Consider the following 16,341-nt stretch of genomic DNA (forward strand, 5'->3'; position numbering starts at 1 on the left):
GGACGGCATGGTGACTGCCGAGACCGCTGTCGTCCTGCCCTCGGTGGTGCTGGTTCTCGTGCTCGTCCTGTCAGCGGTCAGCGCAGGAGTGACTCAGCTGCGCGTGACCGACGCCGCCCGGGTGGCAGCGCGTGCCGCGGCCGTCGGGCGCACGGACCTCGACGCCGTCGTCGCAGCGGCTGCGGGACGCTCACACCTGGAGATCGAGCACGGGGCGCTGACGTGCGTCACCGTCTCCCGACAGGTACCTGGTCCTGCGGGGCTCCTGGGGGTCGCCGCGCACAGCCGGGCGTGCGCCTGGACCGAGCCGGTGCAGCCATGAGACGACGTCGAGCTGCTCGGAGCAGCAGGAGAGAGGCCGCCGGTAGGCCTGCGGGTGCAGCGGTCAGCACGGTAGCCGCAGGACGAACAGCCTGCGGGACGTGTGGTGAGAGTGGTTCAGGGACCGTGCTGGGCCTGGGCGTCATCGCCGTGCTGCTTGCGCTCGCGGTAGGACTGACCGGACTGGTCCAGGCGCAGGCCGGCGCGGGGCGAGCCCGGCTGGCTGCTGACCTCGCCGCCCTGGGAGGGGCGACGGCGCTGGCATCGGTGGTCGCCCCGGCCGCCCCCTGCGTGGTGGCGCAGGAGGTGGCCGAGGCCAACGCGGCACGGGTGGAGGGCTGTGAGGTCCAGGGTGAGGACGTCGTCGTGCAGGTGGGCGTGGGGCTCACGGTGCTGGGTGCTCCGAGGCTCGCTCGGGCGAGTGCACGAGCCGGGCCGGTTGACGCGGACTGGCCGGTGGACGCGGACTGGCCGGGCCAGCCGGCTGATGGCTGGAGAGGACCTGGACGGGGCTAACCGGCAGGAGCCGCGGCCAGTAGCAGGCGCAGCAGCGTGACGGCTCCGGTCTTGTCCAGCGGCTCGTTGTTGTTGCCGCACTTGGGTGACTGCACGCATGAGGGGCAGCCCGAGGTACAGCCGCACTGCTCGATGACCTCGAGCGTGGCCTCCAGCCAGTGACGTCCGGCCCGGTAGCCGCGCTCGGCGAAGCCTGCGCCGCCGGCGTGCCCGTCGTGGACGAAGACCGTGGGGGTCATGGTCTGGGGGTGCAGCGCTATCGACAGCCCACCGATGTCCCACCGGTCGCAGGTGGCCAGGAGAGGCAGCATCCCGATCGAGGCGTGCTCGGCAGCGTGCAGCGCCCCAGGCAGGTCGGCACTGGTCAGGCCTGCATGCTCGGTGAGATCGACGGGCACCGTCCACCACACGGCCGCGGTGGGTAGTACGTGCTCGGGCATGGACAGGGCGTGCTGAGAGACCACCTCCATACCGGGCAGCGCGTGCTTGGTGTACCCCACGACCTGGCTCGTGACCTCCACGGAGCCGAAGCACCAGGTGATCCCGTCCTTCCAGTCCTGTCGCTCCCGCTCGGCGATGATGCGGACGCTGGAGGCCTCCTTGGCTCTGGTTCGGTAGCCCACCGCAGCCTTCTGGGTGACAAGGGCTGCCTCATCGCTCAGCTCCTCCACGACGTAGGTGCGCCCCTGGTGGATGTAGACCGCGCCCTCGTGGACGGTGGAGTCGGCCGAGGCGCCAGGCACGGTGCCCACCACGGTGCCCGTGGCGGCGTCGACCACGGGCGTGTCCGGTGGCCCGTCCCCGCGCAGGGAGGTCAGGTCCTGGGCGCGTCCAGGGAGGCTCGTGTTCCAGAACCAGCCGCTGGGACGACGACGGAGCGCGCCACGGGCGGCGAGGTCAGCGAGGAAGGTGTCGTCGCTCAGGCCGAAGAGCGCGAGGTCGTCCTCGCGCAGGGGTGACTCCGAGGCTGCCGCGCACAGGTGCGGGGCGAGCACGTAGGGGTTGGCCGGGTCGAAGACGGTGGCCTCGGGCCCGGCGAAGACCTCCTCGGGGTGGTGCACCAGGTAGGCGTCCAGCGGGTTGTCGCTGGCGATGAGGACCGCGAGCCCGCGGCTGCCGGCTCGTCCTGCGCGCCCGGCCTGCTGTCCCAGGCTCACGCGTGTCCCCGGCCACCCGGCGATGATGACGGCATCCAGGCCGGTGACGTCGATGCCCAGCTCCAGGGCGTTGGTGGTCGCCAGGGCACGCAGGCGTCCGCGACGTAGGTCGTTCTCCAGCTCGCGACGCTCCTCAGGCAGGTACCCGCCTCGGTATGCCCTCACGCTTCCCACCAGCTCGGGCAGGGACAGGCTGAGAGTGTGACGCGCGTGCTCGGCGACCACCTCGGCGCTGCGTCTGGAACGTACGAAGACGAGAGCGCGCGCCCCCACGCTCATGAGGTCCGTGAGCAGCTCAGCGGCCTCGACCACGGCCGACCTGCGGGCCGAGGGGTAGTCGGTGGGGTCGCCGGTGTCCGGCCCGGCTGCCGCAGCAGCGTGCGGGGCCTGGAGGCTCTGTGGCTGACCGGGCGAGGGCTGGTTGAGCGGCGGGTCGGCAGCGGGGACGTCAGCGGCCTGGGCCAGTGCGGAGACAGAGGCCTCCCACGCGGTCCACGGGTCACGCAGGGCTGGTTGCCACAGGGCCAGGGTCCGCTCCCCGGCAGGGGCGTCGTCCTTGGTCACGGCGGTGACGGACTCGGGGTCCACGCCGATGAGGCGGGCAGCCGTCAGCGCTGGCTCAGCAGCCGTCGCCGAGGCGCACAGGACCACCGGGCCGGTTCCCTCCGGCTGTAGCCGACGCACCAGCCGCAGCAGGCGCCGCAGGACCAGGGCCACGTGGGCGCCCAGCAGGCCGCGGTAGGCGTGGCACTCGTCGACGACGACGTAGCGCAGCGAGCGCAGGAACCTCGTCCAACGCTCGTGGCCGGGCAGGAGGGAGAAGTGCAGGAAGTCAGGGTTGGTCAGGACCACGTCGGCGTGGGCCCGGGCCCAGTCACGCTCGGGCAGCGGGGTGTCGCCGTCGCAGGTCCCCACGCGTACCGTGCGCAGGGGAGCGCGAGCGCCGGAAGCGGTCGGCGCCGCGGGTCCGGCGGCCGATGGCGCGGATGACGGTGGTTCGCGGGAGGCGCCGCTGGCAGGCTCGGCCGCGCCGTCGTCGCCCGAGGAGGAGGGCGACGTGCGCTGGACGGCCTCCAGCTCGGTGACCAGTCGCGTCAGCGCGGCGGCCTGGTCGGCGGACAGCGCCTTGGTGGGGGACAGGTAGAGCACGCTCGGCCGGTGGCCGTAGGAGGAGATCCGGGACTCCTTCCCGGCCTCGGGCCGCTGGGCCGCCAGGACGTCGGACAGCGCTGGCAGCCAGGCGGCCAGGGACTTGCCGGACCCGGTGCCGGTGGCGATGACCGTGTGGTGGCCGGCGTGCAGGGACTCGGCTGCCTGGCACTGGTGCGTCCAGGGCTGGCTCACGCCCAGGCGCTGGTAGGCGGCGACGAGGTCAGGATCGGCCCAGTCCGGCCAGCGGCCGTGGTGGCCTGGGCGGGCAGGGGTGCGCTCCAGGTGGACCAGGCGGCCGTCGCGCTCACCCACCATCTGCAGGACCTCGGTGAGGTCGCGTGAGGGGGCGTGCTGCTGCGGAGTGGTCACGCGGGACAGTGTGCCTCAGGGCCGCAACGGGGTGAGCGTGGCCGAGTGCGGCCAGGTGTGACGGGTGTGGTGGGCGGCGGGCTGGGCACGGGCGTGCCCGGAAGATCTAGCCAGGCGCCGGCGACGTGGGAGAGCTGGTTCGCGATGACGTGCCTGCTCTCACGAGCTCTTAACTACTCTAACAATGTTAGAGTTAGAGTGTGGATACGGCAGCAGTTGACCATGCTCTCACTCTGACCCCCGATGAGGCGGTGACACGATTGCTGTCACTGCCTGAGAGTCAGTGGTTTGAGCGTAAGTCCGGGGCGATTCGACCGCAGGACCTAGCGATTCCCATGGTCGCCATGGCGAACTCGGAGGGGGGTGTGATCGTGGCTGGCCTGCACGCGGGTGAGGTTGTCGGCGTGGATGCGCGTGCTGACAACGCCTTGCGTCAGGCTGCGATCGACTTTACGGCGCCCCCGGTTCGTGTAAGAGTCACGGCTCTTGACGCCAGTGATGGACGTGTGCTGGTTTTTCGAGTCTCGCCGGGTGAGCTCGTTCATGAGACACATAAGGGGGAGTGCTACCTGCGGGTTGGCGATGAGTCTCGCAGGCTGAGTTTTGTCCAGCGTCAGGAGCTGGAGTGGGACCGGGGGTCGGCGAGCTTTGAGGGGACTGCGGTTCCTGGGGCGCGGGTTGATGACCTTGCGGGATCAGTACTTCAAGACTTTCAGGCGCGGCTCGGGTCCTCGTCGGCAGACCTGGCGCTAGGAGCGCGTGATCTACTGACTCGTGACGGAGGTGTGACCGTAGCAGGGTATCTCCTCCTGTCCGAACGGCCTCAGGTGACGTACCCCAATGCGCATGTCAGGGTGCTCAAGTACGGCAGCGTGGATCGAGGAGTTGGACGTTCTCTCGCCCTTGAGGAGGGGGGAGACGTGCGTTGCGAGGGTCCGATTGTGCAGCAGATTGACGAGGCTGCGCGAGCTATTGATCGCCTTCTGCCGCGCCGTCAGGCCTTGACTGATAGCGGTCGCTTTGAGGCGACGCCTGTGATCCCACGAGACGCGTGGCTTGAGGGGCTCGTTAATGCTGTCGTACATCGCTCTTACAGCATGAGTGGTGACCATGTACGTGTCGAGATCTTCCCTAACCGCATCGAGATTACAAGTCCGGGACGGTTTCCAGGTATTGCTGATCCCACTCGTGCGAAGGTGATCAGCCGCAACGCACGAAACCCGCGGATCGCGCGAGTGTGTGCGGATCTGGGGGTGACGCGTGAGCTTGGTGAGGGGATTCGGCGTATTTATGCCGAGATGAGGCGTGTGGGACTGTCAGAGCCGATGTATGTGCAGTCGTCGGAGGCGGTCAGGTTGACGTTGCTTGCGGCTCATGCGGTGTCCGATGACGTGGCTGAGCGTCTTGGGGGGACCGCGATACGGATCCTGGACGCGATGCGGCTTGCCCAGCGTCCGTTGGGTACGGGTCAGATCGTTGATCTTGTGGGTCTTGCTCGGCCGACCGTGATCCGCCACCTGGGCAGGCTGCGAGCGGCTGGGCTGGTGGTCTGGGAGGGGAGTCAGGCGCGTGATCCTCGTGCGACGTGGCGCGTGGTCTGAGGGGGCGGGTGAGTGCTCAGGTAGGCGCCGGCGGCGTGGGAGGGCTGGTTCGCGATGACGTGCCTGCCCTCACGAGCTCTTAACTACTCTCACAATGTAAGAGTGAGAGTTGAGAGCTCGCGAGGGTTGGCGCGAGTTAGTTGGTCAGAACCTGAGGTGCGGTCTGACTGCGGTGCAGGATCTTAGCGAGCTCCTCGGCGGCAGCAAGATCGTCGCTGTCTGCCGTGCAGCCTATCCGTCCTTGTGGCAGGGGCGGCCGGGGTGTGGGGCGGATGGCTGTCGCGAGGGCGGCACCAGTCCCGCGTGAGGTGTCTGGCACGCGTGCGCCGGGCCGGACGCAACACGCCGACGCGCCCGCAGGAAAGTGATGTCACTCACCCCAAGGTTGCGCGTGAGGGGAGGTGGGAATATCGCCGATTACTCACCCTTATAGGACTCCGGTCCTGAGGGTGAACCACAATATCTTGTGGTCTGGAGCGTTGGAAACCACCGGATGATGTGTTGCATGACTGTGATTCAGGGGTACGGTCTGGCCTTGTCGCCGTCGCGTACGGCTGGCCGCCCCGCTGAATGGGGCGGCCAGCCGTACGCGAGGGACAGCGCCCCGCCGACCTCACGAATCGATGGAGAAGACCGTGTCTGACGCCCCCCAGACCCCCACTGCCGCTCACCTGGCTGAGGCCCACCCCGAGCTCATCGCCCGGGGCTCGGCCGACTCCGCCGTCGCCCACGGCTCGCGTCCCCAGATTGACGCCGTCTCCACCATCACCGAGTACCTTGACCGCTCCGACTGGCGCGTCAACGCTAACGCCAACCAGGGGTACTCCCTGGGCGGGATGATCCTCAACACCTCTGGCAAGGTCATCGCCAACTACTGGCTCTCCCAGATCTACTCCCAGGAGGCCGGTGACGCCCACCGCGACGGCGACCTGCACATCCACGACCTGGACATGTTCTCCGGCTACTGCGCTGGCTGGTCGCTCAAGTCGCTCCTCCAGCAGGGCTTCAACGGCATCCCCGGCAAGATCGCCTGCAACCCGCCGCGCCACTTCTCCTCCGCCGTCGGCCAGATCGTCAACTTCCTGGGCACCTTGCAGAACGAGTGGGCTGGGGCCCAGGCATTCAGCTCCTTTGACACCTACATGGCTCCCTTCGTCCGCCTGGACTCGATGACCTACGAGCAGGTGCGCCAGTGCATGCAGGAGCTCATCTTCAACCTCAACGTCCCCTCCCGCTGGGGAACCCAGACCCCCTTCACCAACCTCACCTTCGACTGGACCTGCCCGGCGGACCTGGCTGACGAGCACCCGCTGGTGGGTGACGAGCTGTGTGACTTCACCTACGGGGACCTGGCCGAGGAGATGGCCGTGGTCAACCGCGCCTTCATGGAGGTCATGACCGAGGGTGACGCCGACGGACGTGTCTTCACCTTCCCCATCCCCACCTACAACATCACCAAGGACTTCGACTGGGAGTCCGAGAACGCCGACCGCCTGTTCGCCATGACGGCGAAGTACGGTCTGCCCTACTTCCAGAACTTCATCAACTCCGAGCTCGACCCCGGCATGATCCGCTCCATGTGCTGCCGCCTCCAGCTCGACCTGCGCGAGCTGCTCAAGCGTGGCAACGGACTGTTCGGCTCTGCCGAGCAGACCGGCAGCGTCGGCGTGGTCACCATCAACATGGCTCGCCTGGGCTACGCCCACGCAGGTGACGAGGCTGGTCTCCTTGCTGCCCTCGACCGTCTGCTGGCCATCGCCCGTGACACGCTGGAGCTCAAGCGCACCGTCATCCAGCACCACATCGACACCGGCCTGTTCCCCTTCACCAAGCGGTGGCTGGGCACCCTGGACAACCACTTCTCGACCATCGGCGTCAACGGCATGAACGAGATGGTCCGCAACTTCACCGCCGACACCTACGACATCACCGACCCGCGCGGGCACGACATGTGCGTGCGCGTCCTCGACCACGTGCGCTCGGCGATGGTGGAGTTCCAGGAGGCCACCGGTCACCTCTACAACCTGGAGGCCACCCCGGCCGAGGGCACCACCTACCGCTTCGCCAAGGAGGACCGCCGCCGCTTCCCGGACATCCTCCAGGCTGGCACCGAGTCCAACCCCTACTACACCAACTCCTCCCAGCTTCCTGTGGGCTACACCGACGACCCCTTCGAGGCCCAGGAGCTGCAGGAGGAGCTGCAGACCAAGTACACCGGCGGCACCGTGCTGCACCTGTACATGAATGAGCGCATCTCCTCCCCCCAGGTCTGCAAGGAGCTGGTGCGTCGGAGCCTGACCGCCTTCCGCACTCCTTACATCACCATCACGCCCACCTTCTCCATCTGCCCCACACACGGCTATCTCGCAGGAGAGCACACCACGTGCGGGAAGTGCGCCGAGCTCCACCCGGAGGCTGAGCCGGTGGCGTGTGAGGTGTGGACCCGCGTCATGGGCTACTTCCGCCCGGTCCAGTCCTTCAACATCGGCAAGAAGGGCGAGTATGCCGAGCGCACCATGTTCACCGAGTCCGCGGCAGCCGGTCACGGCCCGGCGACCTCGCGGCTGTCGGCGGTATCGGCCTGAGGCCGGATCCGGCCGGGAGCGCCCTCTCTCGCCTCCGGCTGGTCCGACGACGACGCCATGACTGACGCTGCTACCTCACCCGACGCCGTTCCCGGTCCCGGGACGACGACGGCGCACGGGCGCCCGGCTGATGGTCTCCAGGTCGCGGGGCTCGTACCCATGTCCACCGTTGACTGGCCTGACCACCTGACTGCCACGGTCTTCACCCAGGGCTGCCCGTGGAACTGCTTCTACTGCCACAACCGGGACCTCATCCCGGTCCGGACGCCCGGGGCCGTGGCCTGGGACGAGGTGCGCCGGCTGCTGCGCCGCCGTCGCGGGCTGCTCGACGGCGTCGTGCTCACCGGCGGTGAGGCCCTGCGCCAGGACGCCCTGGCCGATGCTGCCGCCGAGGTACGTGAGCTGGGCTTCGCCGTCGGGCTCCACACGGCAGGGGCGTACCCGCGGCGCCTGGCTGACCTGCTGGCAGCCGGCCTCGTGGACTGGGTCGGCCTGGACGTCAAGGCGGCGCCGGGGAGCTACGAGCAGGTCGTCGGGCGGCCGAACGCGGCCTCAAAGGTATGGGCGAGCCTGGAGGTGCTGGTCGCTGCCGAGGCTGACGTCGAGGTACGTACCACCGTCGTGCCTGGTGACGTCACGGCTGAGGACGCCTACGACGTCGCCAGGGACGTGCACGAGCGAGGGGTGCGGGTCTACGCCCTCCAGCAGGCGCGGAGTGAGGGCACGAGCGGCGACTTCCCCGTCACCGCAGCCGGGTGGGACGCGCAGTGCCAGCGCCTGGCCGAGCGCATCGAGGCTCTGGGCTGGGAGCGTTTCACCTACCGTCCGGCCTGAGAGGCTGGAACGCGCGCCGGGGCGTGCTACTAGGCGCCTGCATCGGTGACGTCACCTGTGATGGTGCCGCTGGAATCTGGAATAAGGTCGGAGTAATTCATTCAGTGAGGAAACGACCGACGCTTAGTTTCTTCGCCGTGCTAACTTAAGCTGCCAACGCAGCGACGATGACGTCCTGCGGTGCTACGACACAGGGAGCGACGCGTCAATGTCGATCAAGCATATGTGGAGGAGGCTCATCGCGATCTTGACCGCCGCTATTGTCGTCGGCGTGTACGGGGTCGCGGTTGCCGAGCCGGCTGCGAACACAACGAACCTGGCTCTTACATCCGTGGTGACAGCCTCTGGCCAGGAGGTGTCAGGACAATGGGGTCCAGAATTGACCGCTGACGGTCATGGGATCCCCCACGACGGTAACCTGCCAGCTGTCCACAACCAGCCCGGGGCCTCACGATGGAGTGCAGACAAGCAGGACAACGTCTGGATCGTCTACGACCTTCAGGCTCGAGCAGCACTGAGTTCGGTCGCTGTCTCCTGGGGAAATACTTTTGCACCCCGCTACCGGCTCCAGGTCTCTGACGATGCTGTCACCTGGAGCGATGTCGCGACTGATCTGGTGGGTAAGCGGGCTTCCACCGTCACTCACACGCTGCCTGCGGGGACGCAAGGACGCTACGTCAGGCTGGAGACCTTCTCCCGCTCCTCACAGTGGTCACTCTCGATCTGGGAGGTCGGCATCGACGGTAGCTACCTAGAACCCGAGGCCACCTCAGCCGCTGACCTCATCCTGCCCAGGCCCGTGTCAGTGGTCAAGGGCAGTGGGCAAGATCTGGTGCTGGAGGAGGACACCTGTCTGACCCTTGGAGACAAGGATGCCGGTGCAGCCGCAGACTTGCTACGTGCCACACTGTCGCGCTCCTACGGGATGGCCCTGGCTGACGGTTCTCCGGGTCAGGACTGTCAGGTCTCCCTCAATGTTGACACCTCCATGGCTGCCGAGGAGTACGAGCTGGCGGTGAGCGAGGAGGGCGTGAGCATCGTTGGTGGCTCGGGCCAGGGCGTGCTGTGGGGGGCGCAGACCCTCCTCCAGATGGCAGGCCCCTGGGCGCATGCTCCCCAGAGGGTGGCAGGGCGCGTCGTGCTTCCTGAGGTCACCGTCCGGGACAAGCCGCGTTATGAGTGGCGCGGTCTCCTGCTTGACCCGGCGCGCTCCTTTTACGAGGTGGCGGAGGTCGAGCGCCTGATTGACATCATGTCCAGCGTCAAGATGAATGTGTTGCATCTTCACCTGACTGAGGACGAGGGGTGGAGGATCGCCGTCGATACCCCCGCAGATAACCCGTCCGGGATTGACTACTCCCAGCTGACTGCTGTCTCAGGTGCGACATCGATGGCTGCCGGACGCTCCAAGTGGGCTCCGAGCAGTGATGGCCGGACGGGCTACTACACACGCGAGGACTACGTCAGGATCGTCAGCTATGCCGCCTCCCGGGGAATCGCCGTGGTGCCTGAGGTTGATGGCCCTGGACACACCCTGGGGGCGTTGCAGGCTATTGCGCAGCTCAACACGGGCAACTCCAACCCCAAGCCTGAGGCGGGATCGATGACGGCTCCCGCCATGAGGGATGAGTTCTATTACCACACGACCCTGGCCACCGACTCGGAGGTGACCTATGAGTTCCTGGGGACGGTTCTCAAGCAGCTGGCTGCTGACACTGCCAGGGGTACACAACAGTCTGCCCTGCCGCAGGTGGGCAAGACGTACCTGCATGTGGGCGGTGATGAGGCTAATTCCCCGACCGTGACGGCCAAGGACTACGCGCACTACATGGAAAGGGTGACAGGGATCGTCACGGGGCTTGATGCCACGCCGATCGTGTGGAACGAGGCTGCCACAACAGCCTGGTCCTCCTTGCCGCAGGGAACCGTAGGGCAGTACTGGCACGGTTCGGCCGAGGGCGTGCGCAAGCTCGTCAATGAGCGTGGTGGCAAGGTGATTGTCTCGAATGCCGCCAATGCCTACTTCCCGCAACGACCAGGAAGCGAGCTGGGCGGACCCAGTTGGGCCTGCGCCTCGGGAGCCTGCTCGACCACGGCTTTCTACAACTGGGACCCGACCAAAGTGGTGCAAGTCCCTGAGACTGCTGTCCTAGGTATTGAGGGTGCGATCTGGAGTGAGCACCTCCGCACGGAAAACGACATGCAGTTCCTCGCTCTTCCGCGGCTCTTCGCTCTGGCAGAGGTCGGTTGGACGCCGCAGAACCAGCGTGCGTACACGAACTTCAAGGCCCGGGTGCCCCACCGGGGCCTAGAGCTGATGATGCGGGATGCGACTTTCCACCTGGCCTCAGAAATCGGTGGATGGCAGGGGTCCTATGCGCCGACGGCGCTGACGGACGTCGGTGCCATGGAGCGGGAGTACGAGATCGGTCTGCTCGCTGTGCCTGGACTGACTGAGGACGAGCTTGGTGACCTGGCTTTGACAGCGACCCTGACTGACGCCAGTGGAGCAAGCCACGAGCTACCCGTGACCTACACGATGGCACGTTCTTTCCACTACACGGATGAGAACGTCATGACTGGGCGGGTGATGAACTCACTCGTGCATGTCACAGCAACTCTTCCGGCAGATCTGCCTGAGGGTGAGGGCAGCCTTCATGTAGAGGGCTCCGTCAACCCCTCAGGCCTGGTTGCGGGCACGGCAAGAACGGCAATGACCTCGGTGTCCGCTACCTCACCGGTGATGGTCAGGGCTGCTGACGCGGGAGGCGTGGTTGACCCCGGCCCGGAGCCGACGACGCCGGAGCCGTCTCCATCGGCTACGGAGGGTGGCAACGCTGGTGGTAGCGCTGCGCCGGTGCCGGGTGAGGTGGAGCCTTCTGCTGATCCTGGTCCGACGCCGGAGCCGTCGCCGTCAGCGTCGGCTACGGAGGGTGGCAGCGCTGGTGGTAGCGCTGCGCCGGTGCCGGGTGAGGTGGAGCCCTCCGCTGAGCCCAGTCCGGAGCCGACGACGCCGGCTACGGAGGGTGACAACGCTGGTGGTAGCGCTGCGCCGGTGCCAGGTGAGGTGAAGCCCTCCGCTGAGCCCAGCCCGGAGCCGACGTCGCCGTCGCCGTCAGCGTCGGCTACGGAGGGTGGCAACGCTGGTGGTAGCGCTGCGCCGGTGCCAGGTGAGGTGAAGCCCTCTGCTCGTCCGACCTCTGCGGAACGTGCCCAGGTAGCTCGTGGTGGGCGGCTAGCCAGGACTGGTGCGCCGGTACTGGTCGGAGTGTGGCTGGGCGTGTGCCTCGTGTCTGCCGGTGCGGCCCTGCGCCGTCAGCGCCCATGACATGCTCAGTGCCGGCTCCGGTGTGTGCGGCCCTGGCGGCGCCATGAGTGGGCACTGACATGGCTCCATGCGTGGATGGATCACCAGCCGGTGATCCATCCACGCATGTCCGGTGCTGTCACGGGTCCTCTTGTGGCTGCCGCGCTGGATGAGGCTTCGTGGCGGACTGCTTCGCAGTGAGTACCGCATGTGGATCACCCGTGTGATGAGTCTCATCCGCTGAGACTTCCGGCTCGGGAATGCTGGCGTTCGGTTCGAGGTTGAGCCATACAGACTCAAGAATTTGGTACTTAAAGTTGACAAGCCTCGACTCAACCACAATCCTGAGTGCATCACGCTTAACGTCATCAACCCGCTCCACCACGGAGCAGCAAGGAGCCAGACATGGCACGCGCCGTCGGCATCGACCTCGGAACCACCAACTCTGCTATCGCCGTCCTCGAGGGTGGCGAGCCCACCATCATCGCTAACGCCGAGGGTGGCCGTACCACCCCCTCGGTCGTGGCCTTCTCCAAGTCCGGCGAGGTCCTCGTCGGTGAGGTCGCCAAGCGTCAGGCGGTCACCAACGTCGACCGCACCATCTCCTCGGTCAAGCGCCACATGGGGACCGACTGGTCCGTTGAGATCGACGACAAGAAGTACACAGCCCAGGAGATCAGCGCCCGCATCCTGGCCAAGCTCAAGGCCGACGCCGAGGCCTACCTGGGCGAGCCCGTCACCAACGCGGTCATCACCGTCCCCGCCTACTTCAACGACGCCGAGCGCCAGGCCACCAAGGAGGCCGGCACCATCGCGGGCCTGACAGTGGACCGCATCGTCAACGAGCCGACCGCCGCGGCCCTGGCCTACGGCCTGGACAAGGGCAAGGAGGACGAGCTCATCCTCGTCTTCGACCTGGGTGGCGGCACCTTCGACGTCTCCCTGCTGGAGGTCGGTAAGGACGACGACGGCTTCTCCACGATCCAGGTGCGTGCCACCAACGGTGACAACCGCCTGGGCGGTGATGACTGGGACGCCCGCATCGTCGACTGGCTGGTCAAGCAGGTCAAGGACTCCTCCGGCGTGGACCTGTCCAAGGACAAGATCGCCATGCAGCGTCTCAAGGACGCCGCGGAGCAGGCCAAGAAGGAGCTGTCCAGCGCGACCAGCACCAACATCAACCTGCAGTACCTGTCCATGAGCGAGTCCGGCCCCATCCACCTCGACGAGCGCCTCACGCGCTCCCACTTCGAGGAGATGACCGCTGACCTGATCGAGCGCACCAAGGTGCCCTTCCACAACGTCATCAAGGACGCCGGCGTGAGCCTGTCCGACATCGACCACGTGGTCCTCGTGGGCGGCTCGACCCGTATGCCTGCCGTCTCCGACGTCGTGCGTGAGCTGACCGGTGGTAAGGAGCCCAACAAGGGAGTCAACCCCGACGAGGTCGTGGCCCTGGGCGCGAGCCTGCAGGCCGGCGTCATCCAGGGTGACCGCAAGGACGTCCTCCTCATCGACGTCACCCCCCTGAGCCTCGGTATCGAGACCAAGGGCGGTGTCATGACCAAGCTCATCGAGCGCAACACGGCCATCCCGACCAAGCGCAGCGAGGTCTTCTCCACCGCTGAGGACAACCAGCCCTCCGTGCTCATCCAGGTCTACCAGGGTGAGCGTGAGTTCGCCCGCGACAACAAGCCGCTGGGCACCTTCGAGCTGACCGGGATCGCCCCGGCCCCCCGCGGCGTGCCGCAGATCGAGGTCTCCTTCGACATCGACGCCAACGGCATCGTCCATGTCTCCGCCAAGGACCGTGGCACCGGCAAGGAGCAGTCGATGACCATCTCCGGTGGCTCCGCGCTGCCCAAGGAGGACATCGACCGCATGGTCAAGGAGGCCGAGGCTCACGCCGAGGAGGACAAGAAGCGCCGCGAGGACGCCGAGACCCGCAACTCCGCCGAGCAGCAGGCCTACTCCATCGACAAGCTCCTCAAGGACAACAAGGACAAGCTGCCCGAGGACGTCTCCAGCGAGGTCCAGGGCGCGGTCGACGAGCTGAAGAAGGCTCTTGAGGGCGAGGACATCGAGCCTGTCAAGGCCGCCCAGGAGAAGCTCAACGGCGTCGCCCAGAAGATCGGTGAGGCCCTCTACGCCTCCGAGCAGGCCGAGGCTGCCGCGGCTGACTCCGCCCCGGCCGGCGAGGGCGCCTCCTCTGAGGACGAGGACATCGTGGATGCCGAGATCGTGGACGACGAGGACACCAAGTGAGCGAGCAGACCCCTACGCCTGACGGTGGCCAGGGCATCGACCCGGAGCTGGCCGAGGCCGTCGAGTCCGCCTTCGAGGGTGTCGAGGCCGAGGTCGACGAGGTTGGCCAGGCCGACGCCGAGCAGCCGGCGGAGGAGCCGCTGAGCGAGCTCGACCAGGCCAAGGCCGAGGCTGCCAAGGCAGCCGACGACCTCGCCCGGGTACGCGCGGACCTGTACAACCTCCAGCAGGAGTACCAGGGTTTCGTGCGTCGCTCCCGCGAGGGCGCCGCCGGTCACCGCGAGAGCGGTCAGGCCAGCGTCGTCGAGGCGCTCATCCCGGTCCTGGACGAGGTCGAGCTGGCCCGTCAGCACGGGGACCTCACCGGCACCTTCGCCACCATGGCAGGCAAGCTGGAGTCGATCCTCGGAGAGAAGTTCGGCCTGGTGCGCTTCGGTGAGAAGGGTGAGGCCTTCGACCCCACCCTCCACGAGGCCCTCATGGCCGTGGAGTCGACAGAGGTCACCGAGCCCACCATCGAGCTCGTCCTCCAGCCCGGCTACCGGTTGGGAGAGCGTGTGGTGCGTGCCGCCCGTGTCCAGGTCGCCAACCCGGCCTGATCCGCTCTCCTCACGACGACGTCGGAGGCGGCCTGCGAGCGCACGGTCGCCTCCGCCGTCGGAAACCACCGCGCTCCCGACGGCGGAGCGCACACTGACTCACGAGAGAACACTGACGATTACCACGACGAGAACCACCAGCAGGAGGCGGTGAACCATGGCCAGCCAGGACTGGATGAGCAAGGACTTCTACGCGGTCCTCGGCGTCGCCAAGGACGCTGACGCCGCCACCATCAAGAAGGCCTATCGCACGCTCGCCAAGAAGTACCACCCGGACCGCAACCCTGACGACGCGGCAGCGGCAGAGAAGTTCAAGGAGATCGGCGAGGCCTACGCGGTCCTGTCCGACGAGAAGGACCGCCAGCAGTACGACGCGATCCGCGCTATGGCCGGCGGTGGCCCGCGCTTTACCTCCGGCGGTGCCGGGGGCGGCGCAGGCTTCGAGGACATCTTCTCCTCGATGTTCGGAGGCGGAGGCAACGTCCGCTTCTCGACCTCCGGCGGTGGGGCGAGCCAGGGCGACTACGAGGACATCCTGCGGATGTTCGGAGGCGCCCAGGGCGGAGCCTTCGGGGGTGGACGCTCGCGCGGACCCTTCGGCTTCGGCGGCTTCCAGTCCCAGCCCGAGCCTGTCAAGGGGCCGGACGTGCTGACCAATGCCACCCTCAGCTTCCGCCAGGCCGTGGCTGGGGACGAAGTTGAGCTACGCGCGGATGGGCGGACGATGCGGGTGCGTATTCCAGCTGGCGTCCACAACGGGCAGAAGATCCGCCTGCGCGGCAAGGGACGCCCGGGAACCAACGGCGCCCCGAACGGGGACATGGTCGTGACCGTGAGCGTGGAGAGCCACCCGGTCTACTCCATCGACGGCGCCAACCTGCGCATGGACCTACCGGTTACCCTCAAGGAGGCCGCGCTGGGGGCCACGGTGGAGGTGCCGCTGCTGGACGGCGGGGTCTCCAAGGTCAAGATCAAGGGCGGTACGCAGTCGGGCACCGTGCTGCGCCTGCGTGGCAAGGGCATCAAGACCGCCAAGACCACCGGAGACCTGCTGGTGACCGTCGAGGTCGCGGTCCCGCGCAAGCTGTCCAAGGACGCCAAGAGCGCGCTGGAGGCCTTCGACGCGGCGATGGGGGACACCGACCCCCGTCAGGTGCTGCGTGAGGAGGCTGGCACGTGAGCCGCCGCCGGACAGGTCAGGGCCTGGCCTTCCTGGCCGAGGACGCCGCGGAGCGGGCGGTCTACGTCATCTCCGTGGCCGCCGACCTGGCCGGCATGCACCCCCAGACCCTGCGTCAGTACGATCGCCTGGGTCTGGTCTCCCCGGCCCGCACATCAGGCCGGGGACGGCGCTACTCCTACCGAGACGTTGAGCGTCTGCGCCGCGTCCAGGCGCTGAGCCAGGAGGGAGTCAACCTGGAGGGTATCCGCCGCATCCTCGAGCTGGAGCGCCAGGTCGAGCGCCTGGAGCAGGACAACCGTCGGCTGCGGGCCCGCCAGGCGGTGGTGGAGCGTGTGTTCGCGGCCGCGGCCGACGGTGAGGTCCAGGTTGTCCCCTCGGCCCGGCGTAGGCTGAGGAGTGGTGATGAGAGAAAGTGGTACTAGTTTGTTCGGGGTCTAGCCAAATTTGATTTT

At 67.3% G+C, this 16,341-nt stretch carries 11 protein-coding genes; 10 read left to right on the plus strand and 1 reads right to left on the minus strand.

The features are described from left to right. The first annotated feature begins 7 nt into the window (after window positions 1-7). Together HRL51_RS00670 and HRL51_RS00675 are read left to right on the plus strand one after the other, a co-directional pair. Window positions 8-322, plus strand: coding sequence for a TadE family type IV pilus minor pilin (locus HRL51_RS00670; RefSeq protein ID WP_172120556.1), 315 nt, complete (start codon window positions 8-10; stop codon window positions 320-322). Continuing rightward, window positions 319-837: an Rv3654c family TadE-like protein gene (locus tag HRL51_RS00675; RefSeq protein WP_172192833.1), complete on the plus strand. Its 519-nt coding sequence runs from the start codon at window positions 319-321 to the stop codon at window positions 835-837. Before HRL51_RS00670 ends, HRL51_RS00675 begins: the two co-directional genes overlap by 4 nt. Here HRL51_RS00675 and HRL51_RS00680 read toward each other — a convergent pair. After that, window positions 834-3,461 (minus strand): DEAD/DEAH box helicase, encoded by a 2,628-nt coding sequence (locus HRL51_RS00680; RefSeq protein WP_172192921.1) that lies wholly within the window; start codon window positions 3,459-3,461, stop codon window positions 834-836. The two genes, HRL51_RS00675 and HRL51_RS00680, sit on opposite strands and share 4 nt — an antisense overlap. Window positions 3,462-3,766: 305 nt before the next feature. Here HRL51_RS00680 and HRL51_RS11960 point away from each other — a divergent pair, with 305 nt between their 5' ends. The 8 genes from HRL51_RS11960 (at window position 3,767) to HRL51_RS00720 (ending at window position 16,311) form a co-directional block, all read left to right on the plus strand. Continuing rightward, complete coding sequence (locus tag HRL51_RS11960) at window positions 3,767-5,116, plus strand: ATP-binding protein (protein WP_425321744.1); 1,350 nt, start codon at window positions 3,767-3,769, stop codon at window positions 5,114-5,116. 623 nt (window positions 5,117-5,739) lie between these two features. After that, window positions 5,740-7,701: a ribonucleoside triphosphate reductase gene (locus tag HRL51_RS00690; RefSeq protein WP_172192829.1), complete on the plus strand. Its 1,962-nt coding sequence runs from the start codon at window positions 5,740-5,742 to the stop codon at window positions 7,699-7,701. Between the two features lie 57 nt (window positions 7,702-7,758). Further along, window positions 7,759-8,535: an anaerobic ribonucleoside-triphosphate reductase activating protein gene (locus tag HRL51_RS00695; protein WP_172120553.1), complete on the plus strand. Its 777-nt coding sequence runs from the start codon at window positions 7,759-7,761 to the stop codon at window positions 8,533-8,535. Between the two features lie 223 nt (window positions 8,536-8,758). Then, a complete protein-coding gene (locus tag HRL51_RS00700; RefSeq protein ID WP_244960251.1) occupies window positions 8,759-11,863 on the plus strand; it encodes a family 20 glycosylhydrolase in 3,105 nt (1,034 codons plus the stop codon). A gap of 384 nt (window positions 11,864-12,247) precedes the next feature. Then, complete coding sequence (gene dnaK / locus HRL51_RS00705; protein ID WP_172192825.1) at window positions 12,248-14,107, plus strand: molecular chaperone DnaK; 1,860 nt, start codon at window positions 12,248-12,250, stop codon at window positions 14,105-14,107. Beyond that, window positions 14,104-14,706, plus strand: coding sequence for a nucleotide exchange factor GrpE (gene grpE, locus HRL51_RS00710; RefSeq protein ID WP_172192823.1), 603 nt, complete (start codon window positions 14,104-14,106; stop codon window positions 14,704-14,706). Before dnaK ends, grpE begins: the two co-directional genes overlap by 4 nt. Window positions 14,707-14,863: 157 nt before the next feature. After that, complete coding sequence (locus HRL51_RS00715; RefSeq protein WP_172120549.1) at window positions 14,864-15,886, plus strand: DnaJ C-terminal domain-containing protein; 1,023 nt, start codon at window positions 14,864-14,866, stop codon at window positions 15,884-15,886. After that, a complete protein-coding gene (locus tag HRL51_RS00720) occupies window positions 15,883-16,311 on the plus strand; it encodes a heat shock protein transcriptional repressor HspR (protein ID WP_280528703.1) in 429 nt (142 codons plus the stop codon). Before HRL51_RS00715 ends, HRL51_RS00720 begins: the two co-directional genes overlap by 4 nt. Window positions 16,312-16,341 lie beyond the last annotated feature (30 nt).

This window comes from Actinomyces faecalis (assembly GCF_013184985.2).
Classification (GTDB): Bacteria; Actinomycetota; Actinomycetes; order Actinomycetales; family Actinomycetaceae; genus Actinomyces; species Actinomyces faecalis.